The organism is Aureimonas sp. Leaf427, from assembly GCF_001425485.1.
GTDB lineage: Bacteria > Pseudomonadota > Alphaproteobacteria > Rhizobiales > Rhizobiaceae > Plantimonas.
Window position 1 is genome coordinate 92,207 of record NZ_LMQW01000001.1, and the last position, 23,277, is coordinate 115,483.

Genomic DNA, 23,277 nt, shown 5'->3' on the forward strand with positions numbered 1-23,277 from the left:
GAATCACGAGGAGCTCTCCCATGAATCGAGCAGCATCCCATCAGGCCGGCGAAGGCAGCGCATTCCCCGAAGGCCTCGGCGACGACAGCGGGGTCCGCCAGCCGGTCGATCCCTTCGAGACCCTGCCGCGCGGCGGCTCGAACGAGGAGGTCGGCTTCGGCTCGCTGGCCTTCGAGGACAGCGTCATCGTCGAGCGCTCCGGCGGCGAGCGCTCCGGTCGCCGGATGCAGCGCGGAGCCGGCCCCGGCGCCGCCGTCTCCCGCCTGCGCCTCTCCCGCGCCTTCGCCGCCAACTAACCGCCCCGCGACGCCGCCCGGATTTCCCGGCGGCGTCCCTCTTTCGAAAGGGCCGCGCTCCGGTTTATGGAGAGCGGCCATTCGGGAGAGATCTCATGACCCTTCGACAGACCAGCATCGGCGGCATCGCCCTTCTTCTCGGGCTCCTCGCGATCCCGGCCACGGCCTCCGCGCAGGCCGCCTGCGACCCCGCCTATCGCATCGGCCCCGGCGATACGCTCGCCCGCGTCGCGCGCCTTTGCAACGTCTCGCCGGATGCGCTGCGCCGCGCCAATCCCCGCACGCAGTGGGACCGCCTTCGCATCGGCGCCGTCGTCGAGATCCCGAATGCCGGCCCGCGCCGCCCGCTGCCCGGCCGGGGCGCCGATGTCTACGTGATCCGTCCCGGCGATACGCTGCGCTCCGTCGCCCGCGCGCTCGGCGTCGACGTGAACGCGCTTCTCGACGCCAATCCCGGCCTCAGCCAGCGCGATCTCGTGCCCGGCCGCGAGATCCGGCTGGGCGGGCGGGGCGCACCGCGTCCGCCGGTCGAGGCCGAGATCGACCTCTCCATCCGCGAGCGCGACGCCGAGCCCGGCGGCTTCGTCACCGTCGAGATCGAGGGCCTGCCGCCGCGCGCGCCCGTCTCCCTGCGCGCCGGCCCCGAAGGCTCGCGCCTCTCCGTCGAGCGCAACGGGCGCTCCGGCCGCGACGGCTCGGCGACGGTCGAGATCGACATTCCCGAGCGCGCCCGTCCCGGCGACGTCTGGCGCGTCGAGGCGCTCGATCCGCGCGGCCGTCCCGTCGCCTCCGCCCGCGTGCGCATCGCCGGTCAAAGCCGGGAGCCGGGCCGGGGCCCCGACCGGGGCTTCACCGTGTCCGGCCTGCTCACGCGCGAGGGCGTCGAGTGCCCCGCGCTCCGCTCGGCCGACGGCGAGCTCTACACGCTGTCCGGCCGGATCGGCGGCTTCCGGCCGGGCGACACCGTCACCGTCTCGGGCCGCCCGACCCAGCGCTCGATCTGCCAGCAGGGCACCACGATCGAGGTCGAGCGCATCGAGCAGAGCCGCTGAGCGTGACGCTTCGTCCCTGATCGGACACCCGCCGGGGCTTCACCCGGCGGGGGCCATCGCCCATATTGGGACCATGGCCAAGAAGACCTCCCCCAAGCGCTCCCCGATTCTCGACTTCGCGGACGCTTCCGAGCGACTGGAACGGGGCGAACGCGTGGAGCCCGGTTTCGGCGAGAGCCCGCAGGCCGCCTTCGAAGGCGCGCCCCTCTCCGGCCCCCTCTCCGGCTGGGCCGACCAGATCGCCAGCCAAGCCGAAGTCGAGGCCGAGAAGGCCGCCGCGCGCGGCACGATCGAGGCGGAGACGCAGGGCGCCCCGGAGACCCAGGGCACCCCGGAAAAGCCCCGTCTCAAGCCGAAGAAGCCGAGCGAGAAGAGCCTGAAATCCGCCCGCGGCACGTCCATGGGCGGCACGAGCGATCCGAAGCAGCGCGCCGCGGCCGGGCTCAATCCCGTCGCCGGCATGGATGTCAGCCTGGAGGAGGCCGGCTTCCTGCCCGAGGGCGGCGTCACCGCCACGGTGGACGCGCTGACCAAGCTGATCACCGAGGGCAATCCGCTCCTGAAGGACGGCAAGATCTGGCTGCCGCATCGCCCGGCCCGGCCGGACAAGTCGGAAGGCGGCATCCGCTTCACGCTGAAGTCCGACTTCGCCCCCGCCGGCGACCAGCCCACCGCCATCCGCGACCTCGTCTCCGGCATCCGCGACGAGCAGGATCAGACGCAGGTCCTCCTCGGCGTCACCGGCTCCGGCAAGACCTTCACGGTGGCGCAGGTCATCGAGCAGACGCAGCGCCCGGCGCTGATCCTCGCGCCGAACAAGACGCTGGCCGCCCAGCTCTACGGGGAGTTCAAGAACTTCTTCCCCGACAATGCCGTCGAGTATTTCGTCTCCTACTACGACTACTACCAGCCCGAAGCCTACGTGCCGCGCTCCGACACGTTCATCGAGAAGGAATCCTCGATCAACGAGCAGATCGACCGGATGCGCCACGCCGCGACGCGCGCGCTTCTGGAGCGCGACGACGTCATCATCGTCGCCTCCGTCTCCTGCATCTATGGTATCGGCTCGGTCGAGACCTACACGGCCATGACCTTCCAGATGGCGGTCGGCGACCGGCTGGACCAGCGCCAGCTCCTCGCCGATCTCGTCGCCCAGCAGTACAAGCGCCGCGACATGGACTTCGTCCGCGGCAGCTTCCGCGTGCGCGGCGACACGATCGAGATCTTCCCCGCCCACCTGGAGGACCGCGCCTGGCGCATCTCGCTCTTCGGCGACGAGATCGACGCGATCCACGAGTTCGACCCGCTCACCGGCGCTAAGACCGACGACCTGAAGTCGGTGAAGATCTACGCGAACTCGCACTACGTCACGCCGCGCCCGACCCTCCAGCAGGCGGTCAAATCCATCAAGCTGGAGCTGCGCCAGCGCCTGGAGGAGCTGACGCGCGCCGGCCGTCTCCTGGAGGCTCAGCGGCTGGAGCAGCGCGTCGGCTTCGACGTCGAGATGATCGAGGCGACCGGCGCCTGCAACGGCATCGAGAACTATTCGCGCTATCTCACCGGCCGCCTGCCCGGCCACCCGCCGCCGACGCTCTTCGAATACATGCCGGACAATGCGCTCGTCTTCATCGACGAGAGCCACGTCACGATCCCGCAGATCGGCGCCATGTATCGCGGCGACTTTCGGCGCAAGGCGACGCTGGCCGAATACGGCTTCCGCCTGCCCTCCTGCATGGACAACCGGCCCTTGCGCTTCGAGGAGTGGAACGCGATGCGCCCGCAGACGGTGGCGGTCTCGGCCACTCCGGGGCCCTGGGAGATGGAGGAAGCCGGCGGCGTCTTCGCCGAGCAGGTCATCCGGCCGACCGGCCTCATCGATCCGCAGGTCGAGATCCGCCCCGCGCGCTCCCAGGTCGACGATCTCCTCGGCGAGATCCGCGAGACGGTGGACAAGGGCTACCGCGTCCTCTGCACGGTGCTCACCAAGCGCATGGCCGAGGACCTCACCGAATACTTCCACGAGCAGGGCATCCGCGTGCGCTACATGCACTCGGACATCGAGACGCTGGAGCGCATCGAGATCATCCGCGATCTCCGCCTCGGCACGTTCGACGTGCTCGTCGGCATCAACCTCCTGCGCGAGGGCCTCGACATTCCCGAATGCGGCCTCGTCGCCATTCTCGACGCCGACAAGGAAGGCTTCCTGCGCTCGGAAACCTCCCTCATCCAGACCATCGGCCGCGCCGCGCGAAACGTCGACGGCAAGGTGATCCTCTATGCCGACCGCACGACCGGCTCGATGGAGCGCGCCATCGCCGAGACGAACCGGCGCCGCGAGAAGCAGGAGGCCTACAACACCGAGCACGGCATCACGCCGCAGAGCGTGAAGGCGCATATCGCCGACATTCTCGACAGCTATTACGAGAAGGACCACGTCCGCGTCTCCACCGGCCCGCACGCGCCGGAAGGCGTCATGGTCGGCGCGAACCTCAAGGCCCATCTGGACGCGCTCACCAAGCAGATGCGCGACGCCGCCGCCGATCTCGACTTCGAGCGCGCCGCCCGCCTGCGCGACGAGATCAAGAAGCTTCAGGCCAAGGAGCTCGAAATGGGCTCGGCCTCCGGCGACACGCTGTCCGACGCCGTGTCCCTGGAGGAGGAAACCCTCTCCCCCATCACCGGCCGCTCCAAGCACGGCAAGCGCGCCCGCCGCGACACGGCCGCCGCCGACGCCCGCTTCGGCCCCAACGGCGAGCCCCTGAAAGCCCGCGGCGCCCAGGCGCCCGACAAGAACCCCGGCCTTCCCCCCACCCTCGGCAACCGCGCCAACCCCGTCTTCGGCCCGAACGGCGAACCCCTCGCCGAACGGATCAAGGGCGATGGATCATCGAGCTCGACCGATTCTTCTCCCCTGCGGGGAGAAGGTGCCCCGAAGGGGCGGATGAGGGGAGGCCCAGCCTCCACCCCTCACCCTGAACCCGTCGAAGGGCGAGGCTCCAACCCCGGCTCCCTCTTCGCCAAACCCTCCCTCGACGACATGGGCCCCGGCACCGACCTGCCGACGCCCCACCGCCCGGAGGCCAGCCTCTTCCGCAAGAATTCGCTGGACGAGATGACGGTCGGCCGCACGGAAAAGCCCAAGCACGACGGCCAGCTCCCCCAAAAGCCCGCCGCCCCCGCCAAGCCCAAACCCGCCGCCGACGACGCCAAACCCGTCCGCCGCGAGCGCGTGGGGCTGGGCAGCTACGAGGACCCGGGCGAGGTCAAGCGGAAGGGGCGCCGAACGGGGAAGACGGGAAGACCGGGGCGATAAACGTTTATTTTGGTGACAAGCTGAAGCGCTTATAAAACCACGAAGCGTGCTTTTAAGAACGCGGCTTTTGATCCTATCCTGTGTGACGGTATTACACTGGCCGACCGGATTTTAAGCCGCGTAAGTGATAGCTCATATTTCTGTCTTGCATGTTATGTATGCTCGGAAGCCCTTACACTCATTAAACGCCCTAATGCACTTGCTCCATCCTCAATTACGCTTTGCTCAAGGGTTTTGTAGAATGCATATTTGTAGTCGATTAGCGGTCTTTTCTTAGATTTTATATAAGGCTCAAAATTTGCTCCATTTTTTCGCTTTTCGCGCTCGAAAAGTTCTCGATAGCGTCGTGGGGTAACGCCGAAAAAATGTTCAAATTTGACAGCAGAATAATCCTGAAAGCTGCCTCTCGCCTCCTGCTCGATTTGGATTGAGTCAGCATGCAAGTCGCTTGCAAGACTCTTGGGATACGGCTCGAGAAAGATAACTTTCTCAATTCCCGCAGCAACAATGTGCTTAGCGCACATATGGCAAGGAAATGTGGTACAGTATAGAGTCGACTCTTTAAGCGATAGCCCCAACCTTGCAGCATCAGATATTGCTGACATTTCTGCATGGATAATACGGCCGTACTCCAAAGCATCCATAAACTGCGACTCTTTGACAGCAGGGAGCTTTAATAGCTCATCAAGCGGCCCACTGTAACCGAGGGCTTGAGTTATTTCTAATAGGATCTCTTGTTTTCTGATATCGTTTGAGTCTTGACCTTTTACATATTCACGAGCGTCGAATGGCTCTTGGTCTGCCCAGTACGTTCCGCCGCCTGCACGGGGAACTTCGTTAGATCCCATAGCAATGATTTCGCCCGTGGGATTAAATACAGCAGCGCCAACTTGCCTAGAAAGATCTAATGTACGAAGCGCCGCACCCTTTGCAGCGAACATTCCATACTCCATACGCGACGGAGATATAGAATTTGACGAGAACAACAGTTCACAGAACCTATTTACTTGATCTTTGACAGACTTTTTAACATAGTCTGATGATACAATGAAGTCCGCATCATGGAATATCTTTGAGACTCTCTGACCATGATCATTTTCTCGCTCGTTCTCGTCTCGTACGACCAACTCATTTGCGACTGACATGTATCGAAGGTATTCGGCAGAGTTGTAACTATGGGCAATTTTCTTAGAAAGATTGTAGAGTCGGGTCTCCCTCCTCGAGTAGATAGAAACTTAAAAGAAGAGCTTTCCATATACAGATCTGAAAAGATCAACCTCCTCCTTTCTTTTGAACTGGTGGATAAGGTATACGGTTTTGTTGAAAGCAAATTCAGGTGATCTTCGCCCCAGCTTGATTCGCTCTCTCATGATTCTAAATATTGTATAAGCAGCTAAAACAGAGTCGTCTTTGAATTGCCTTCTAACATCGTTTCCGAACTCGATATAACTCTTTATTCTTTCATCCTCATGTGCATTTTTGAGCTTTACTTTGCTTTTTATTGATCTATCAATATTACCAAAATAGTCAGTTACTTTAAGTGTGACAACCTTATATCCTTCGGAATTGAAGAAATTCTTAAAGGATTTAAGGGTTGAGCTTATATCTGTGCCGACCGGCGCAACAAAGCCAATGAACAATTCTGGGAACAAAATCGTTTTAATTGCATTATGCATTTGTGTATATCGCAGTTTTTCTGTTAGGGTAGCGTATCGTGCGAGTCGCAGAACGCAATTGGGAGGAAATATGGCGAACGAACAAAAGGATGCCGCCAACTTCAAAAAATTGCAATCTCTTGTTGAGGCAACCAAGACCCAGAGTGACGAGCTTTACGCTCAGTGGCGCCACCAGTCTCTGATGATTCAAGAGCCTTCCGAAGATGAAGCCTCTGAAAATTCTAGCCTATCTTCGAGTGGCAAGAATGAAATAATCTATTTGTTCTAAATAAACAGGAGGTTGCAGCATTAAGACCTGCTGCAACCTCTTCATGTTTATTTTAAATTCTTTTTTGCTAAACTTATCCCCGCCTTCCCCGCCTCCCCTATCCTCCTCGTCACCACCAGCCCGCGAGACGGGCGCGAATGATCACCGGGATCGTTCGGGGGCTGGGGGGCGGGTCTTGGGAGGATGCCTTCTTCGGAAAGGCRRAGCCCCTCGGTCAGGATGTTCGCGTCGGCCCTGCGACAAGCGGGGTTGCGGGAGAGATGAGGCGCGGGACCTGGGGCGAAGTCGTGGCCCAATGCCGAGGGTTGCGGGAGAGATGAGGCGCGGGACCTGGGGCGAAGTCGTGGCCCAATGCCGACCTCGCGACGCCGCACGAAGCGGGATTAACCATCCCGTCCACGACGATCGGACGGATCCGGCTTGGTCGCCGGATATCCCGACAGACGCCCGCGCGTGGACGCCGGAGGCGGACCAACCACACCACATACCCCCTACCGGAGGGTCTTCCTCCGGCGTCCCGCCGCTCCCGACAAGGACGGCACCGAGCATCCCCGGCTTCAGGCTCCGCCCGCCGGCTCGACCATCACCCCGGCGCGAAGGCGTGCGGGCGCTTCCATGCGTCGCAAGGCCCAACGAAGAGCAACCGTTCAGACCAAAAACCGCCCGTAACGCGCCTGATCTCCCTCTTTGCGGGGGAGATGGCCGGCAGGCCAGAGGGGGGTGCCTCCCGCCGACCTCTCCACCGGCATCCTGCGAACCGTTCAGAGCACAGCGCCCCTGCGCACCCCCCTCTGCCTGCCGGCATCTCCCCCGCAAGGGGAGAGATCAGGCGGCGGGGCGGACAGCGGTCGTCCTGATCGGTAGCGGAGCATTTCGGTCAGACGCCGACTCGACCATCACCCCAGCGCCCAAGGCGTGCAGGCGTTTCGGCACATCGGACGACCAGTTCAGACCACGCGCCGCCGGCGAAGCTGCCTGATCTCCCCACCTGAGGGGGAGATGTCCGGCAGGACAGAGGGGGGCGCCGTCGAGCACGACCGTTAACGGGGTGCAAAGCCAAGACCCTCCGAGGCGAGCCGCGAGGCGCCCCCCCTCTGCCTTGCCAGGCATCTCCCCCTCAAGGGGGGAGATCAAAAGCATCTCGACCGTCTCACACTTCGGCCAACTCACACCGAAGAGGCAGCCCCCGCCCCGCATGGTCCACCATCACCCCGGCGCGATAACCCGCACACGCCTCGACGCATCGAAGAACCAGCCCCGACCCGCTCCCTCCCCTCATCCGCTCCGTGCCGCCACCCGGATCGCCGCGTTCAGGCGCGTCGTGGCGACGCCCTTCGCCATGGCCTCGATCGAAGCGGCGCTCTTGGAAAGCCCCACCGCCTGCGCCTTCGGAAGCAGCAGTCCTTCGGTCAGCGCGGTCCGCTTCTGGCGGAGGCGCGCGAGGAAGCTCGGCCGGTCCTGCGTGCTGCGGGAGAAGCGGGCGGCGTGGGGCGTGCGGGTGCCGCGCTCGACCTCCGAGAGATGCACCGTGACGTCCTCGATCCAATCCGAGGACAGCCGCGAGCCCGCCTCGATCAGAAGCAGCCAGTCGCCCTTGGCGGCGGCGACGACGGCGGAAAGGTCCGCGGCCGGCGCGACGCGGCAGCCGGCATGGTCGGCGACCTTGCGCGTGCCCGCATCCATCCCGACATCGAGCACGACGACCTCGCGCACGAGGCCTTCCACGGCGCCGGACACGAGCGAGGCGAGGCTCGTGCCGAGGGCGGGGGCGTCGTCACCGGCTTCGATCAGGACAGTCAGCATGCCTTTCGCTTAGCGGATCGGCCGAACCGGGAAAAGCCGAAATCCGTCTGTCCATTTTGTTCTTGTATTGTTCTCATTTCACCGTTAGGACTTTGATCATAGATCGACGATTGGATCGGAAGTGCCTCCCATGCAGAGCGTCCAGATCGCAGACCGCGCCGCCTTCGCCTCATCGAACGGCATCGACATCGCGGACCATATCATCGCCGAATCGGGCCTTCGCCTCGCCTTCGACCGGCGACGCGGGCGGGGCGCGGCGACGAACGCCTCCGGCCGCTACGAGCCCTTCGCGCGCAGCGCCTACGACGACGGCTGGAACTCGCTCGACGAGCTTCCCGCGTTGAGGACCGACGTCCAGGTGGAGAAGCCGAAGACGATCATCACGAGAAACGCCTCTCCGGACATTTCCTTCGACCGCTCGGTGAACCCCTATCGCGGCTGCGAGCATGGCTGCGTCTATTGCTTCGCCCGGCCGAGCCACGCCTATATGGGCCTCTCCTCCGGCCTCGACTTCGAGACCAAGCTCTTCGCCAAGCCGAACGCGGCGCAGCTCTTGGAGGCGGAGCTGTCCAAGCCCGGCTACGAGCCGCGCTCCATCGCCATCGGCACGAACACCGATCCCTATCAGCCGATCGAGAAGAGCTGGCGCATCATGCGCGAAATCCTCGAAGTGCTGGAGGCCGCCGATCATCCGGTCGGCATCGTCACGAAATCCGCGCTGGTGACGCGCGACATCGACATTCTCTCGCGCATGGCGGCCAAGGGGCTCGCCAAGGTCGCGCTCTCCGTCACGACGCTCGACCGGACGCTCGCCCGCGCCATGGAGCCACGCGCCGCGACCCCGGCCAAGCGGATCGATGCCGTGCGCGCGCTCAGCGAAGCCGGCATCCCGACCATGGTCATGACCGCGCCGATCATTCCCGGCCTCAACGACCACGAAATCGAAAAGCTGCTCGAAGCGGCGGAGGCCGCCGGCGCGAAGGAAGCGGGCTACGTTCTCCTGCGCCTGCCGCTCGAGGTCAGCCCGCTCTTCAAGGACTGGCTGCTGCGGCATTATCCCAACCGCTACCGCCACGTCCTGTCGCTGCTGCGCCAGATGCGCGACGGCAAGGACTACGATGCGGAATGGGGTAAGCGCATGAAGGGCACGGGCCCCTACGCCTTCCAGATCAAGCGCCGCTTCGAGCTGGCCGCGCGGCGCCTCGGCCTTAACGAGAGCCGTCTGAAGCTGCGCACCGACCTCTTCCGCGCCCCGAAGTCTCAAGCGGGGGTACAGCTGTCGCTGCTCTGACTTCGGACTGACGTTCTAGGCGCAATATGGTCCGTCCCGCTGACGCGCGCAGCACAATTGGTGAAGCACCGAGCGAAGACCGAAGCGACACGAAGCCCGACGCCTCCCGGAAACGGGATGCTTCGGACGATGCCCATCCACCGAGAGATCTCGGGATGTTCGAATGACGAATCGTCGGCCGCTCTCGTGGCCGGCGCTGCCTGTCGCGGGCCGACCCCGGTCGCGGCGGGCCTTGTGGAGAATCGGGGAATGCGCGAGTTTCGCCGCACGATGGCTCGCCTTGACCCCGATTCTCCCGCCTCTTCTCCGATGGTTTCGACGGCCAACGGCGATTCATCCGCGTTCTCTGCCGAGCCTATGGGGCTGCTGACGGAGGATGTTGCGACCAAGGTCGATCTGCCGGCGCTTTCAGCCACGGGCTTCAGCCTGAAACCCGCTTCGAAGCAACGTGGTCGGACCACCGGCACCACCGTCTCGCGCGGCGAGATACCCTCTGCAGCGGGGACCGAGCCCACCCCTGCCAAGGGCCCGGATTACGCGATCGAATCCGAACGGCTCGATCGCGGCGCCCGTCATGTCGCGGGCGTCGACGAGGCCGGGCGCGGGCCGCTGGCAGGTCCGGTCGTCGCCGCCGCGGTCATTCTCGATCTGGCTTCCCTGCCGAAGGGGCTCGACGATTCCAAGAAGCTCACCGCCGCCGAGCGCGAGCGCCTCTTCGACGAGATCGTAGCCGGCGCCGCCTTCTGCGTGGCGTCCGCGAGCGCCGCGGAGATCGATCGCCTCAACATACGGCAGGCCACGCTTCTCGCCATGACGCGGGCGCTGGCCGGCCTGGAGCGCCAACCCTGCCACGCCATCGTCGATGGGCGCGACGTGCCCGCTCTCTGGGCTTCGCGCGGTACGGCAGTCATTTCCGGCGATGCCCGGTCGCTCTCCATCGCCGCCGCGTCGATCGTCGCGAAGGTCACGCGGGACCGGATGATGCAGCGCCTCTGCCAGGCCTTCCCCGCCTACGGCTTCTCCCGTCACATGGGATACGGCACGGCGGAGCATCGCCTGGCCCTCGACCGCCACGGCCCCTGCCCCTTCCACCGCATGACCTTCAGCCCGATCCGCCAAGGCGTCCTCGATCTCGGCTGAGACGGCGAAGGCCCCCTCGCTCGTGCGGACAGAGCGGCCCGGCCTAAAGTCTGTCAGGTTCATCCTGAACCAGACAGACTGTGGATTCCTTCGTTGTCGTTTGTCTTTTCGAGATAACCGGTTCCCACTGATCCCCGACAAACTCCAGCGTCGCTCTCGACCCGATCCCCGAGCCGGCGCTCCCGACAAAACGCCCGCGCACAGCGAAAACGCCGCGGCCTCTCGGCCACGGCGTCTCACATTCAGCGGGATCGAACCCGATCAGTTCAGCTGCTTGCGCACATCCGCGATCGACTGGTCGATGAACTGGCCGCTCTGGCCGGAAGCGTTGCGGTCGGCGATGATCTTGGTCGCGGCGGCGACGGCGATGTCGACGGCCGAGGCGCGGACTTCGGCGATGGCGTCGCTCTCGGCCTGGCTGATCTTCAGCTCGGCCATCGAGGCGCGGCGGGCGACGTAGTCCTCGCTCTTGACCTTCGCCTCCTGGAGAATGGCGGCGGCTTCGCGGCGGGCGCCTTCGACGATCTCGCGCGCTTCGGTCTCGGCATCCTTGCGGCGGCGCTGATACTCGGCGAGTTGCGCCTTGGCCTCTTCCTTCAGCGCCCGGGCCTCGTCGAGATCGGAGCGGATGCGGGCGGCACGGGCGTCGAGCGCCTTCGTGATCATGCCCGGCACCTTGAAATAGGAGACGAGGATCAGGAAGAGGACGAGGGCGACGAAGGCCCAGAACGTGTTGTCCATCTCGGCTTCTCCTTAGGCGCGGACGGCGCGGACGGCGCCGGCGACTTCGTCCTGCGACACGTCGATCCCGGCAATCGCGTCGAGGATCGACTGGGCCGCCTCCTCGGCGATCGCGCCGACATCGGCGAGCGCGCTCTGCTTGATCTCTTCGATGCGAACGCGGGCGGCTTCGAGCTTGGCGTCGAGATCGCCCTCGACCCGGGCGCGCTCGGCGTCGGCCTCGACCTTGGCGGCCTCGCGGGCCTCGATGGCGATCTTGTGCGAGCGCTCGCGGGCGCTGGCGAGATCCTGCTCGTAGGCCGCGAGCGCCAGATCGGCGTCGGCCTTCATGGTCTCGGCGGCGGAAATGTCGAGCGCGATCCGGTCGCGGCGGTTCTCGATGATCCCGCCGAGGCGCGGCAGGATCGCCTTCTGCAGAAGGATGTAGAAGAGGCCGAAGCTGATCGCGAGCCAGAGGAGCTGCGAGGGAAAATACTGTGCGTCCATCGGCGGAAACACGGTGCTGTGCCCAGCGCCCTGTTCGGTGAGTTCGCCATGGATTTCGGATTCCAGACCCGGCAGTTCGGCATGGCCATCAGCGGGAGCTTGTGTCTGCGCGTAGGCCGCGGTCACGAACATGGGGTCTCATCTCCGGGGGAAGAAAGGCCGGCCGGTGGCGATAGCGCCAACCCGGCCGGCGATCAGACTGTCGCTGCTTTGCGGATCAGACCGCGAAGAGCAGCAGAAGCGCGACGAGCAGCGAGAAGATGCCGAGAGCTTCCGTCACCGCGAAGCCGAAGATCAGGCGGCCGAACTGGCCGTCGGCAGCGGAGGGGTTGCGCAGCGCGCCGGCGAGATACTGGGCGAACATGTTGCCGAGGCCGAGGGCCGTACCGGCCATGCCGAAGCAGGCGAGACCAGCGCCGATGTAACGTGCAGCTTCCGCGTCCATGGGAATCTCCTTTGTGTGGAAGTCGTTGAGTGGCTGTTTGAGGAAACGAGGACCCGGACGGGCACCCGCGACGTAACGGAGCGATCAGTGGTGCGGATGCACCGCGTCGTTGAGGTACATGCAGGTCAGGACCGCGAAGACGTAGGCCTGGAGGAAAGCCACCAGGAATTCAAGTCCGGTCAGCGCGACGGTCATGATCATCGGCAGGATGGCGCCGCCGACGCCGACGGCGCCGAGCGCCGAGAGCGAGACCACGAAGCCCGCGAAGACCTTCAGCGTGATGTGACCCGCCAGCATGTTGGCGAAGAGACGAACCGAGAGCGAGATCGGCCGCGACAGGAACGAGATCACCTCGATCAAGACGACGAAGGGCAGGATGACCCCCGGCACGCCGTGCGGGACGAAGAGCTTGAACCAGGAGAGCCCGTGCTTGGCGATGCCGTATCCCACCACGGTGAGGATGACGAGCAGCGCCAGCGCGAAGGTGACGATGATGTGGCTCGTCACCGTGAAGAAATACGGGAACATGCCGAGCAGGTTCGCCACCAGCACGAACATGAAGAGCGAGAAGACGAGCGGGAAGAACTGCATCCCGGACTTGCCCGCCGCGTCGCGCAGCATGTTGGCGATGAACTCATAGCTCATCTCGGCGATCGACTGCGTGCGGTTCGGCACGAGCGCGCGATTGCCGGTCGACCACCAGAGGAAGCCGGCGGCAACCGCCGTCGTGGCGACCATGAACAGCGACGAATTGGTGAAGGAGAAATCGAGCCCGCCGATCTCGATCGGCACCAGCTTCTGGATCACGAATTGATGGAGCGGGTCGTTAGCCAAACTTCACTGCCCTTTAGCTGCGGCAGGCTCCCGGCGGAGCCCTCCTGCCCCTCGTCGGAGCCGCCCTGCCATAGCCGCATGGTTTGGCGCGCGCAACCGTTTCTTCGCCTTGATCCCGACCTAATCTGCGGGATCGGCATCCTTTTCCACGGGTGTGGCCTTCGCCGCGGGGACGGGCCCGGCCTGCGGCACCCGCCCGACCGATCGCAGCACGTTGAGAACGCCGGCGACGAAGCCCAGGAGCAGGAAGACGATGAGGCCGAAGGGCTGCGTGCCCGCGACCTTGTCGACGAGATAGCCGATGCCCGCTCCGGCGATGACGCCCGCGACGAATTCGCTGGCGAGCTTCATCCCGTCCGCCGCGCCCCGGATCGACGAGCCCGGCCCGTCCTTGGCGGGCTTCTCGGCAGCGCGCTTGGCCGAAAGCCGGGCCTCCAGCGCCTCCCGGCGCGCCACGAGCTCGGCATCGGGCACGGGCTCCGGGGGCAGATCGGGTTCGGCTTCTCCGGGACGGCGGCGATCGGACATGACGGAACGTTCCTTCCCGGCGACCGGCCGGCACCCGTCAGGCATGGAGGGCCGGACGCTCCGCCGTCAAGCGCCGGGGCGCCGCCCGGGAGCCCTTATCGCCAGCCGCCACCATAGGTGCGGTAGAAGATATGGCGACCGATCTTGTCGACCTCCTGCATGGCGTTGGCCCAGCGGGGATGGACGTAGGTCGCATGGTAGTGGGTGGAGGAGCCGACGTCGGCGAGCCAGATCTTGCCCTCCGAGACCTTTCCGGCGATCTCCTTGGCCAGCGCATAGGCGCGCTTGTTGAGGATGCGGTCCTTGATGGCGTCGCAGGCGAAGGAGAACTGGCAGCGATTGCGCCAGGTCTTGTTCTGGTAGACGACGCCGCAGATCGTCTTCGGATAGGTCGGGTTGCGCACCCGGTTCAGGATGACCTGCGCGACGGCGGCCTGGCCCTCCTCCGATTCGCCGCGCGCCTCGAAGTAGATGCCGGTGGCAAGGCAGGTCTGCTCCTTCGCCGAGAAGGCGGAGGCCGGAAGCGGCGTCGCGGCCCAGGCGTGGTCGTCGCGCCCGAGCGGGGGAACGAAGTCCCGGCCGGCGGGTCCTGTGTCCTTGAGGATGCGCCCGAAGAGGCTGGCGACCGGGTTGGCGGCAGGCTCCGTCGCGGCGTAGCCGAGCGCGGAGATCTCGCTCGCCGGCGCGCTGGCCGCGATCAAGGCCGGCGCGGCCTTGCCGCCGCTCTTCTTCGATTGGATGGCCGCGATCATCACGCGGTCCGGCGTGCCCTTGCGCAACGGGGAGTCGGCCTCGACCTTCGGCTCGAAGGTCATGGCGACCTCGATCGCGCGGTCGGCGGCGACGGGCTTGGCGGCGGCGGTCATGAAGCCGGCGGTCGACAGATCGACGCTCGGCCGCAGAAGGCTCTGGCGCTCCAAGATGGAGCCGGCGCTGAAGGCTTTCGGCAGCGAGCGCGGCGTCGCGGCGAGGACGCGCCGGCTCTTGTCGCGGCGGTTGACGCGCGCCTCGTCCGGCGTCTCGAAGCTCTCGCGGCCGGTCTCCATCGTGTAGACGCCGCCCGCCGCCTGGAAACCCGCCCCCTTCGGCGCGGATGTCGACCGGGCCCCGTCGGCGAAGGCGAAGGTGGCCTTCTCGATCGAACCTGCGGGCGAGGGAATGAAGGTCGCCTGCCAGCGCGCCTGGTTGCGAGGGCCTTCCAGAAGGCTCGTCATGTCCTGAAGCGCGATATCCGCGGTCGTCAGAGGAAGCATCGCGAGCCCCGCCCCGAGAATGAGAGCGAAGCGCTTCGGGACGGCCGGACGGCGCCCGATCAGGTCCCTCAGCGCGGGGCGCTTCGCCGTCTGTTCCATGCCCCGACACCTCGTCCCGTTCATCACAGGGGCGATTGTGTTTCGTTAACCTTGTTTCTTGGTTAACGAGGCCTGAAAGAACACGAGAATTCCGATCGGTGGGCCAAAACCGGCGCCGGGAGGCATCGAGGCGGCGCCGGGCCGGCGTCCTGCCAAGCCATTGTCAGGGAACGATATTGTGGTGAGGAAGACCGGCCGGACCGATCTCGTCTCGCCTCAGGTGTATTTCTTGGCCCGGCCGGCGAAGGGATTGTCCGGTTTGCGCAGGCCGAGGCGGATGGGAACGCCGGCGAGGCCGAAGGTCTCGCGCAGGCCGTTGACCAGATAGCGCGTGTAGGACGTGCCCAGCGCTTCCGGTCGGGTCGTCGAGATCATGAAGGTCGGCGGGCGGCTCTTCACCTGCGTGATGTACTTGATGTTGACGCGACGTCCGGCGACGGCCGGCGGCGGATGGTGCGCGACGACGCGCTCCAGCCACTTGTTGAGCTTGGCGGTCGAGACGCGCTTGTTCCAGGTCTCGTGCGTCGCCATGATCGCCTGCATCAGGCGGTCGAGCCCCTCCCCGGTCTCGCCGGACACGGTGACGGCCTGGATGCCGCGCGCCTGCGGCAGGAGCCGCTCGGTCTTCTCGCGCAGATCGGCGAGCACGGCCTGCCGGTCCTCCACCAGATCCCACTTGTTGAAGGCGATCACGGGCGCGCGGCCCTCGCGCATGATGAGATCGGCGATCGAGAGGTCCTGCCGCTCGAAGGGAATGGTCGCGTCGAAGACGACGACCACGACCTCGGCGAAGCGGATGGCGCGCAGCGCGTCGGCGACGGAGAGCTTCTCCAGCTTTTCCTGCACCTTGGCGCGGCGACGCATGCCGGCCGTGTCGAACATCTTCACCCGCCGGCCGCGCCACTCCCACTCGACCGAGATCGAATCGCGGGTGATACCGGCCTCCGGGCCGGTCAGAAGCCGGTCCTCGCCGAGAAAGCGGTTGATCATGGTGGACTTGCCGGCGTTCGGCCGGCCGACGATCGCGATGCGCATCGGCTTCGTCGCGTCATAGGCCTCGATCGGCTCGTCGTCGTCGAACTCGATATCGGTCTCGGCGATCGAGACGAGCGCCGTGTCCGCCTCGTCCTCGGCCTCCGGCTCCTCCTCGAAGGCGGCCTCGCCGAGCGCGCCGACGATGGCGTCACGCAGGTCGCCCATGCCCTCGCCGTGCTCGGCCGAGATCGGCACGGGTTCGCCGAGGCCGAGCGAATAGGAATCGTAGAAGCCGGAGTCCGAGCCCTTGGCCTCCGACTTGTTGGCGACGAGGAGAACGGGGCGGCCGCGCTTTCGCAGGAGTTCGCCGAAGGCCTGATCCTGCGGGGTGATGCCGCTCTTGGCATCCACCATGAAGAGCGAGAGGTCGGCCATGTCGATGGCGCGCTCGGTCTGGGCGCGCATGCGCCCTTCGAGCGTGTCGTCCACCGCCTCTTCGAGACCGGCCGTGTCGACGATCTCGAATTCCAGATCGAGCAGCGAGGCCTCGCCGACGCGGCGGTCGCGCGTCACGCCGGGCCGGTCGTCCACGAGGGCGAGCTTCTTGCCGACCAGCCGGTTGAAGAGCGTGGACTTGCCGACATTGGGTCGGCCGATGATGGCGATGGTGACCATGAGGTTCGGCTCCGGCGGATGAGGCATGATCGCAGGCCCTGGCGGAAAAGCCAGGACCCGGCCGATGCACGAAAGACGAAAACCGTCAGCTGGGCGGGACGGCCGGCGTGGCCGGCGCGACGGGAATGGTGGCCGGCGCGGGCGCAGGCGAAACGGGAGCATCGACCGGCGCGGCCGGCACCGGGGCCGGAGCCTGCGTCGCGGCGGGCGGCACGGCATCGGTCGCGGGAGCGGCGTCCGCCGGCGCGGCGGTCGGCGCCGGAGCGGGCGAGGTTTCGGCAGGCGCCTGCGTCACGGGTGCGGCGGCAGGGTTCTCGGCAGGCGCGGCATCGGCCGCCGGAGCCGAGGTCGCAGCCGGCGTCTCGGGCGCGGCGGCAGGTGCCGCCGGCTCGGGCGTGACGGAGGCCGGCGCCGGAGCGGTCTCGACCGCCGGATCGGCGGCCGCGGGCGGTAGGCTGCCGGCCGCGATCATCTCCAGCATCAGGCCGGCCCGCAGCGCGATGCCCGAGGGGGCGCCGCCGCCGTCGCGAATTTCTTGGAAGAAGGTCTTGGCGCCGTCGAGGTCGCCGGTCTTCCAAGTGGAAAGACCGAGCGTCTCGCGGGCCGCGAAGCGAAGGGCGTTGTCGTCGCCTGTCAGCCGCTGGACGCGGGCGCGAACATCGTCCACCGAGCCGGTGTCGACGAGGATATAGGCGGCGCGGATGGCGGCCATGTCGCGCAGCGGCTGTGGCGTCTTGGAATCGTTGGCGATCCCGTCCAGAGCCTCGACCGCGGCGGCCGGGTTGCCCTCCGCGACGCGGACGGCCGCGATGCGCATGCGGGCGAGGTTCGGATAGGCGCCGTAGCCGTCCGCGGCGAGCGCTTCCAGTTGCGTGACGGCCTCGGCGAAATTGCCGGCCGAAGCGAGGTCGAGCGCCGCCAGATAGCGGTCGCCGGAGGCGTTGGCCTGACGCTCGGCATAGGCCCGCCACGCGACGAAGCCGGCCGTCGCCAGGACCGCGATGACCGCGACGGCGATCAGCGCGCGCCCGAAGCGGGTCCAGAGCGCCCGCGTGCGGTCGTGGCGGATCTCTTCGTTGACCTCGCGAAAGAAGCTCTCGTCACTCATGCTGAACCGTTACCTCAGAACCCTGCGATGGCCGCCGGGGCGAAGGACGGCCGCTCGATCATCTCACCATCGAGCGCTTCAGCCGGGGCCCGTGCGAAGGCCCGCGTCGCATCCCGTGCCGTCCGGCACGGCGGCGGCCGATGCCGCCGAACCGCTCGCCCCGGCCCGCGACGATGCGCATGGCCGAGGACATAGAGAGGCGTTCTAACGATTTCTGCCGCAAACGAAAGGCCTCAAAGCCCGCCGGCATGGTGGGCCTCGCTCGGCAGGGAGGCCGGACCCGCCTTCCCCTCAGCTTCCCGAGGAGAGAGCGGGCAGGAAGGGCAGGCTGCGCAGCCGCTTGCCCGTCGCCGCGAAGATGGCGTTGCCGAGGGCCGGCGCGGCCGAGACCGTCGCCGTCTCGCCGATGCCGCCGGGCTCCTCGGTGCTCGCCACGATATGCACCTCGACCGGAATGCTGTCGCTCATCCGCAGCTGGCCGTAATCGTCGAAGCTCGTCTGCTGCACCTGGCCCCCATCGACGGTGATGCCGTTGTGGAGCGCGGCGGAGAGGCCGAAGAGGAGACCGCCCTCGACCTGCGCCTCGACGATGTCGGGATTAACGACATGCCCGCAATCGACGGCCGCGACCGCGCGCTTCAGCGTGACCGCTCCGTCCCCGTCCATCGCGATGTCGAGGACGACGGCGATGTAGCTGCCGAAGGAGAGATGCAGCGCGACACCGCGCCCCTCGCCCTCGCCGGGCTGCGCGGCGCCCCAGCCCGCCTTCTCCGTGGCGAGCTTCAGAACGTTGGCCGCCCGCGGATTGTCGCCGAGCAGCGCCATGCGATAGGCGACGGGATCGGCGCCGACCGCATGGGCCAACTCGTCCATGAAGCTCTCGACGACGAAGATGTTGTGGGTCGGGCCGACGCCGCGCCACCAGCTGACCGGCACCGGCGGGTCCTTGCGCACCCAGTCGACGAGGAGGGCGGGAAAGCCGTAGGGCGGCTCCGCGGCGCCTTCGACCGCGTCCGAATCCAGCGTTCCGTCGGGCAGACCCGTCGGCAGGTAGCTGCCGAGCACCGAGCCGCCGGTGATGTGGTCGATCCAGGCGATGGGCTTGCCGTCCCCGTCCAATCCGGCCGAGATGCGGTCGTAATAGGCGGGCCGGTAGAGATCGTGCCGGAAATCCTCCTCACGCGACCAGACGACCTTGACCGGATAATCCACCTGCCGGGCGATCTCGACCGCCTGGCCCACATAGTCCGCCTCGAGCCGGCGGCCGAAGCCGCCGCCGATCAGCTGGTTGTGGAGGACGACCTTCTCGATCGGCACGTCGAGGATCTTGGCGGCCAGCGCCTGCGCCGCGGTCGGCACCTGCGTGCCGCACCAGATCTCGCAGCCGCCGTCCCTGACATGGACGAGGCAGTTCACCGGCTCCATCGTCGCATGGGCGAGGAAGGGCAGCTGGTAGACCGCCTCCACCTTCCGCGCCGCGCCCGCGAAGGCGCCGACCGCATCGCCCTCCTGCTTGGCGAGAACCGGCGTGCCGGTCTCGGAGGCAGTCTTGAGGTCGGCGAAGATGAGCTCGGTCGTGAGACCGGCATTCTGCCCCGCTCCCCATTCGATCTTCAGGGCGTCCACGCCCTGGCGCGCCGCCCAGTAGTGATCGCCGGTCACGGCGACGGCGTTCTTGATCTTCACGACGTCGCGCACGCCCTTCACGGCGCGCGTCTCGGTCTCGTCGACCGCGCCGAGCGTTCCGCCGAAGATCGGACAGGCGACGACGGTCGCGATCTTCATGCCCTCGACCTTGACGTCGATGCCGAAGACGGCGGTGCCGTCGGTCTTGGAGCGCCCCTCGACGCGGGGCGCGGGCGTGCCGATCAGCGTGAACTTGGCAGGGTCCTTCAGCGGCACGTCCGTCGGTAGCGGCAGCTTGGCCGCGTCCTCCACCAGTTCGCCGTAGGTCGCCGAACGGTTGCTCTGCGCATGCGAGACCGTGCCGCGAGAGACCGTGCAGCTGGCGGGATCGACGCCCCAGCGCTGCGCGGCGGCGCCGACGAGAAGCGTGCGCGCGACGGCGCCGGCCTCGCGGAGGGGTCCCCAAGTCGCGCGGATCGAGGTCGAGCCGCCCGTCGTCTGCGACTGGAGCAGCGGCTGCTTGTAGAGCTCCTCGTTCGGCGGGGCCGGGAGGACCGTCACCTGATCGAGCCCGACCTCCAGCTCCTCGGCGATCAGCATGGCCTCGGCCGTGTGGATGCCCTGCCCCATCTCGATATTGGGAATCAGCAGCGAGATCTCGCCGGCGGGGTCGATGCGCACGAAGCCGCCGGGCGCGAAGCCCTGGAAGGCGGCGCCGGTCTCGCTGCCCTCGACCTGTTCCCCGATGGCGCGAAGGCTCGGCTGCTCGCCGCTCTCATGCGCCCAGACCTTGCGGCCGAGGGGCGACAGCGCGAACCCGATGAGAAGGCCGCCGCCGAGGATGGAGCGGCGCGTGACGATCGTCCGGTCGCGGGGCCGGGCCGCGTCGAACGCGGATGCAAGGGAATTGCCCATGGCGTCTTCCTTCCCGTCAGGCCTGAGCGGCCGTCTTGATGGCCTCGCGGATGCGCGGGTAGGTCCCGCAGCGGCAGATATTGCCCGACATCGCCTCGTCGATCGCGGCGTCGTCGGGCTTGGGGTTGGAGGCGAGCAGCGCGGTGGCGGACATGATCTGGCCGCTCTGGCAGTAGCCGCACTGGACCACCTGATGCTCCAGCCAGGCCGCCTGGATCTTGGCGCCGGCTTCGGTGTCTCCCACCGCTTCGATCGTCGTCACCGCCGAGGTGCCGACGCTGGAGACCGGTGTCACGCAGGAGCGCACCGCCTCGCCGTCGACATGCACGGTGCAGGCGCCGCACTGGGCGACGCCGCAGCCGAACTTGGTGCCGGTCATGCCAACCACGTCTCGCAGGACCCAGAGGAGCGGCATGTCCTCCGGCACGTCGACGCTGTGACGTTCGCCATTGATGGAAAGCTCGAACATGGGACCTCCAGGCTGCGGCCACGGCCGCGCAAGAGAATGGAAACGCTCCAAGGTAGATGCCCTCTCCAGCGGGAAGACAACCTAAAAACCGTTCCAGCCGGCGGCAAAGACCGGAACACCCGATCCCGTGCCGAGCGGATCGTCGGCCGCATCGGAGGGACTTCGAGTCTTCGTGTATCGGCGGCATGACGATCGGGCCGAAACGACCCGGAATGAAGAAAATTGCATAGTCGCTTCAACCGGACCGTCACACTTCGCAATTAAACGTCACTGCATGTCGATGGGACCTGCCTGATGTTTCGCAATCTGGTTATTTGGCTGACCCTGCGTCATGCGTCGCAAGACATGTTGCTCGCACAGTTCAAGGAACTGCGACGGCAGATCCCGATGCTCTACGCCCTCCTCAGCGTCAACGCGCTGGCGGTCGCCTACACCCATGTCGGCTACGCGCCGAACTGGATGACGATCTACGTCCCGGGTGCGCTGATCTCGGTCAGCCTCTACCGAATGTTCGCCTGGTGGTTTTCGGCGGAGTATCGGAACGCGGACGCCGAGCGCGCGAAGATCCTCCTGCAGCGCACGATCCTCCTCGCCGACGCCCTCGCGGCCGCCTTCGTCAGCTGGGCGCTGATGCTCAACTCCTATGGCGACGCCTACGAGCACGCCCATGTCGCCATCTTCATCGCGATCACCGTCATCGGCTGCATCTTCTGCCTGATGAAGTTGCCGCAGGCCGCGCTCAGCGTCACCGTCATCGTGACGGTTCCCTATCTCCTCTATTACGGCGTCGGGCAGAACACGGTCTTCGTGGCCATCGCCCTCAACATCCTGCTCGTGACGCTGGTCATGGTCCGGATCCTGATGAACAGCTTTCGCAGCTTCACGCAGCTGATCCTGTCGCGCTCCGAGACCGAGCGGCTCGGCCGCGAGAACCTACGGCTGGCCCATACGGATGCCCTGACGGGCCTGCCGAACCGGCGCTACTTCTTCCTGGAACTGTCCGAGCGGCTCGAGGCGGCGCGGCTGAAGGGCAGCCCTCTCGCCATCGGCATTCTCGATCTCGACCGCTTCAAACCGGTCAACGACACGTTCGGCCATGTCGTCGGCGACCGGCTGCTGGAACAGGTCGGCCAGCGTCTCGGCGCGCTCTCGGGGGCCGATGTCGTCCTGTCGCGTCTCGGCGGCGACGAGTTCGGGTTCTTCGTGGAACTGTCCGAAAAGGACGCGCGGGCGCTCGGCCAAAGCTTCTGCGACAGCCTGTCGGAGCCCTTCCAGATCAACGGGCTCACCATCGCGATCGGCGGCTCCTGCGGCGTCGCCGTCTTCCCGGATGGCGGATCAACGCCGCACGAACTCTTCGACCATGCCGACTACGCGCTCTACGATTCCAAGAGCGCCGGCCGGGGCACGACAACGCTCTACAGCGCGGCTCACGAGACCAGGATTCAGTCGGACCGCGCCATCGAGGCCGCGCTGCGCACCGCCCATTTCGAAACCGAGATGGAGGTCCATCTCCAGCCGATCGTCCGGGGCCCGGATGCGCGGGTCATCGGCGTCGAGGCGCTCGCCCGCTGGACGCATCCGGTGCTCGGCAACGTGCGGCCCGATCTCTTCATCGTCATCGCCGAGCGCGCCGGCCTCATCCACGACCTGACGCTCGTCCTTCTGCGCAAGGCGCTGAGCGCGCTGGAAAAGCTGCCGGCAACGCTCGATCTGTCCTTCAATCTCTCCGCGCACAACGTCACCAGCCCGCGAACGGCGCTGGCCATCGTCGCGCTCGTGCGCAACGCACCGATCGATCCGGCCAGACTGACGCTCGAGCTGACGGAGACGGCGGTCATGCGCGACTTCGAGGTCGCGCGGCGCTCGATCCAGATGTTCCGCGCCATGGGCGCGCGCGTCGCGCTCGACGATTTCGGCACGGGCTATTCCAGCCTTAGCCATCTCCACCGGCTGCCGATCGACCGCATCAAGATCGACCGCAGCTTCGTTCGCGACTGCGCGAATCCGACGGGCTTCAGCATCCTCGCCTCGATCCTGGCGCTCTGCGCCTCGATGAATCTCGAATGCGTCGTGGAGGGGGTCGAGGATGCCGAGCAGCTGGCGGTTCTCAACACGCTCGGCTGCGACTGCTTCCAGGGCTATCTCTTCGCAAAGCCGATGCCGCCTCAGGCGCTGACGGCCTGGCTCGCCGAGCGCCCGGCGCTGGATGCCGTGGCGACGCCACCGGCCCGTCGTCTCGGCTGAACGAGGAAGCGGGACGGGACCTTCGCCCCGCCCCGCC

19 protein-coding genes are annotated in these 23,277 nt (G+C 66.4%); 6 read left to right on the forward strand and 13 right to left on the reverse strand.

Going from position 1 to position 23,277, the window contains the following annotated elements:
* The first annotated feature begins 20 nt into the window (after positions 1-20).
* The 3 genes from ASG62_RS26115 (at position 21) to uvrB (ending at position 4,661) form a co-directional block, all read left to right on the forward strand.
* Positions 21-296 carry a hypothetical protein gene (locus ASG62_RS26115; protein WP_056689554.1) on the forward strand — a complete coding sequence of 92 codons (276 nt, stop codon included), beginning with the start codon at positions 21-23 and terminating at the stop codon, positions 294-296.
* Between the two features lie 95 nt (positions 297-391).
* Positions 392-1,348, forward strand: a complete 957-nt coding sequence (locus tag ASG62_RS26120; RefSeq protein ID WP_056689556.1) for a LysM peptidoglycan-binding domain-containing protein — start codon at positions 392-394, stop codon at positions 1,346-1,348.
* 73 nt (positions 1,349-1,421) lie between these two features.
* Complete coding sequence (gene uvrB / locus ASG62_RS00380) at positions 1,422-4,661, forward strand: excinuclease ABC subunit UvrB (RefSeq protein ID WP_056689559.1); 3,240 nt, start codon at positions 1,422-1,424, stop codon at positions 4,659-4,661.
* Positions 4,662-4,813: 152 nt separating this feature from the next.
* Here uvrB and ASG62_RS25195 read toward each other — a convergent pair whose 3' ends face one another.
* From ASG62_RS25195 to ASG62_RS00385, 3 genes are all read right to left on the reverse strand, one after another.
* On the reverse strand, positions 4,814-5,602 hold the full coding sequence (locus ASG62_RS25195; RefSeq protein ID WP_162245984.1) for a deaminase: 789 nt from the start codon (positions 5,600-5,602) through the stop codon (positions 4,814-4,816).
* A gap of 294 nt (positions 5,603-5,896) precedes the next feature.
* Positions 5,897-6,337: a hypothetical protein gene (locus ASG62_RS26125; RefSeq protein ID WP_156381904.1), complete on the reverse strand. Its 441-nt coding sequence runs from the start codon at positions 6,335-6,337 to the stop codon at positions 5,897-5,899.
* A 1,543-nt stretch (positions 6,338-7,880) separates the two neighbouring features.
* Positions 7,881-8,408 (reverse strand): hypothetical protein, encoded by a 528-nt coding sequence (locus ASG62_RS00385; protein WP_056694808.1) that lies wholly within the window; start codon positions 8,406-8,408, stop codon positions 7,881-7,883.
* A gap of 130 nt (positions 8,409-8,538) precedes the next feature.
* Here ASG62_RS00385 and ASG62_RS00390 point away from each other — a divergent pair, with 130 nt between their 5' ends.
* Both ASG62_RS00390 and ASG62_RS00395 read left to right on the forward strand, forming a co-directional pair.
* Positions 8,539-9,699 carry a PA0069 family radical SAM protein gene (locus tag ASG62_RS00390; RefSeq protein WP_056694806.1) on the forward strand — a complete coding sequence of 387 codons (1,161 nt, stop codon included), beginning with the start codon at positions 8,539-8,541 and terminating at the stop codon, positions 9,697-9,699.
* A 357-nt stretch (positions 9,700-10,056) separates the two neighbouring features.
* Entirely contained in the window at positions 10,057-10,839 is a 783-nt protein-coding gene (locus tag ASG62_RS00395; protein WP_082537208.1) for a ribonuclease HII, read from the forward strand.
* A 261-nt stretch (positions 10,840-11,100) separates the two neighbouring features.
* On the opposite strand, the gene ASG62_RS00400 is transcribed toward ASG62_RS00395, so the two are convergent.
* The 10 genes from ASG62_RS00400 to ASG62_RS00445 form a co-directional block, all read right to left on the reverse strand.
* Positions 11,101-11,580: a F0F1 ATP synthase subunit B gene (locus tag ASG62_RS00400; protein ID WP_056694804.1), complete on the reverse strand. Its 480-nt coding sequence runs from the start codon at positions 11,578-11,580 to the stop codon at positions 11,101-11,103.
* A gap of 12 nt (positions 11,581-11,592) precedes the next feature.
* Positions 11,593-12,198: a F0F1 ATP synthase subunit B gene (locus ASG62_RS00405; RefSeq protein WP_056694802.1), complete on the reverse strand. Its 606-nt coding sequence runs from the start codon at positions 12,196-12,198 to the stop codon at positions 11,593-11,595.
* 85 nt (positions 12,199-12,283) lie between these two features.
* Positions 12,284-12,511 (reverse strand): F0F1 ATP synthase subunit C, encoded by a 228-nt coding sequence (locus ASG62_RS00410; RefSeq protein WP_056500380.1) that lies wholly within the window; start codon positions 12,509-12,511, stop codon positions 12,284-12,286.
* An 84-nt stretch (positions 12,512-12,595) separates the two neighbouring features.
* Entirely contained in the window at positions 12,596-13,345 is a 750-nt protein-coding gene (locus ASG62_RS00415; protein WP_056694801.1) for a F0F1 ATP synthase subunit A, read from the reverse strand.
* Between the two features lie 120 nt (positions 13,346-13,465).
* The gene (locus tag ASG62_RS00420) at positions 13,466-13,873 is read right to left on the reverse strand and encodes an AtpZ/AtpI family protein (RefSeq protein ID WP_082537207.1); all 408 of its coding nucleotides are present in this window, start codon (positions 13,871-13,873) and stop codon (positions 13,466-13,468) included.
* 95 nt (positions 13,874-13,968) lie between these two features.
* Positions 13,969-15,225 (reverse strand): cell wall hydrolase, encoded by a 1,257-nt coding sequence (locus ASG62_RS00425; protein WP_056694798.1) that lies wholly within the window; start codon positions 15,223-15,225, stop codon positions 13,969-13,971.
* Positions 15,226-15,441: 216 nt separating this feature from the next.
* On the reverse strand, positions 15,442-16,875 hold the full coding sequence (der, locus tag ASG62_RS00430) for a ribosome biogenesis GTPase Der (protein ID WP_056694796.1): 1,434 nt from the start codon (positions 16,873-16,875) through the stop codon (positions 15,442-15,444).
* A gap of 85 nt (positions 16,876-16,960) precedes the next feature.
* Positions 16,961-17,983 carry a tetratricopeptide repeat protein gene (locus tag ASG62_RS25200; protein WP_082537206.1) on the reverse strand — a complete coding sequence of 341 codons (1,023 nt, stop codon included), beginning with the start codon at positions 17,981-17,983 and terminating at the stop codon, positions 16,961-16,963.
* Between the two features lie 291 nt (positions 17,984-18,274).
* Positions 18,275-20,524, reverse strand: a complete 2,250-nt coding sequence (locus ASG62_RS00440) for a xanthine dehydrogenase family protein molybdopterin-binding subunit (protein ID WP_056694794.1) — start codon at positions 20,522-20,524, stop codon at positions 18,275-18,277.
* A gap of 16 nt (positions 20,525-20,540) precedes the next feature.
* On the reverse strand, positions 20,541-20,993 hold the full coding sequence (locus tag ASG62_RS00445; RefSeq protein WP_056694791.1) for a (2Fe-2S)-binding protein: 453 nt from the start codon (positions 20,991-20,993) through the stop codon (positions 20,541-20,543).
* Positions 20,994-21,338: 345 nt separating this feature from the next.
* Here ASG62_RS00445 and ASG62_RS00450 point away from each other — a divergent pair, with 345 nt between their 5' ends.
* Positions 21,339-23,240, forward strand: a complete 1,902-nt coding sequence (locus tag ASG62_RS00450) for a putative bifunctional diguanylate cyclase/phosphodiesterase (RefSeq protein WP_162246014.1) — start codon at positions 21,339-21,341, stop codon at positions 23,238-23,240.
* Positions 23,241-23,277 lie beyond the last annotated feature (37 nt).

What these genes read in the sequence shown, in the direction of transcription:
- ASG62_RS26115 (WP_056689554.1), top strand. Translation starts at nt 21, where the DNA reads ATGAATCGAGCAGCATCCCATCAGGCCGGCGAAGGCAGCGCATTCCCC.
- ASG62_RS26120 (WP_056689556.1), top strand. Translation starts at nt 392, where the DNA reads ATGACCCTTCGACAGACCAGCATCGGCGGCATCGCCCTTCTTCTCGGG.
- uvrB (WP_056689559.1), top strand. Translation starts at nt 1,422, where the DNA reads ATGGCCAAGAAGACCTCCCCCAAGCGCTCCCCGATTCTCGACTTCGCG.
- ASG62_RS25195 (WP_162245984.1), bottom strand. Translation starts at nt 5,602, where the DNA reads ATGTTCGCTGCAAAGGGTGCGGCGCTTCGTACATTAGATCTTTCTAGG.
- ASG62_RS26125 (WP_156381904.1), bottom strand. Translation starts at nt 6,337, where the DNA reads ATGCATAATGCAATTAAAACGATTTTGTTCCCAGAATTGTTCATTGGC.
- ASG62_RS00385 (WP_056694808.1), bottom strand. Translation starts at nt 8,408, where the DNA reads ATGCTGACTGTCCTGATCGAAGCCGGTGACGACGCCCCCGCCCTCGGC.
- ASG62_RS00390 (WP_056694806.1), top strand. Translation starts at nt 8,539, where the DNA reads ATGCAGAGCGTCCAGATCGCAGACCGCGCCGCCTTCGCCTCATCGAAC.
- ASG62_RS00395 (WP_082537208.1), top strand. Translation starts at nt 10,057, where the DNA reads ATGGGGCTGCTGACGGAGGATGTTGCGACCAAGGTCGATCTGCCGGCG.
- ASG62_RS00400 (WP_056694804.1), bottom strand. Translation starts at nt 11,580, where the DNA reads ATGGACAACACGTTCTGGGCCTTCGTCGCCCTCGTCCTCTTCCTGATC.
- ASG62_RS00405 (WP_056694802.1), bottom strand. Translation starts at nt 12,198, where the DNA reads ATGTTCGTGACCGCGGCCTACGCGCAGACACAAGCTCCCGCTGATGGC.
- ASG62_RS00410 (WP_056500380.1), bottom strand. Translation starts at nt 12,511, where the DNA reads ATGGACGCGGAAGCTGCACGTTACATCGGCGCTGGTCTCGCCTGCTTC.
- ASG62_RS00420 (WP_082537207.1), bottom strand. Translation starts at nt 13,873, where the DNA reads ATGTCCGATCGCCGCCGTCCCGGAGAAGCCGAACCCGATCTGCCCCCG.
- ASG62_RS00425 (WP_056694798.1), bottom strand. Translation starts at nt 15,225, where the DNA reads ATGGAACAGACGGCGAAGCGCCCCGCGCTGAGGGACCTGATCGGGCGC.
- der (WP_056694796.1), bottom strand. Translation starts at nt 16,875, where the DNA reads ATGGTCACCATCGCCATCATCGGCCGACCCAATGTCGGCAAGTCCACG.
- ASG62_RS25200 (WP_082537206.1), bottom strand. Translation starts at nt 17,983, where the DNA reads ATGAGTGACGAGAGCTTCTTTCGCGAGGTCAACGAAGAGATCCGCCAC.
- ASG62_RS00440 (WP_056694794.1), bottom strand. Translation starts at nt 20,524, where the DNA reads ATGGGCAATTCCCTTGCATCCGCGTTCGACGCGGCCCGGCCCCGCGAC.
- ASG62_RS00445 (WP_056694791.1), bottom strand. Translation starts at nt 20,993, where the DNA reads ATGTTCGAGCTTTCCATCAATGGCGAACGTCACAGCGTCGACGTGCCG.
- ASG62_RS00450 (WP_162246014.1), top strand. Translation starts at nt 21,339, where the DNA reads ATGTTGCTCGCACAGTTCAAGGAACTGCGACGGCAGATCCCGATGCTC.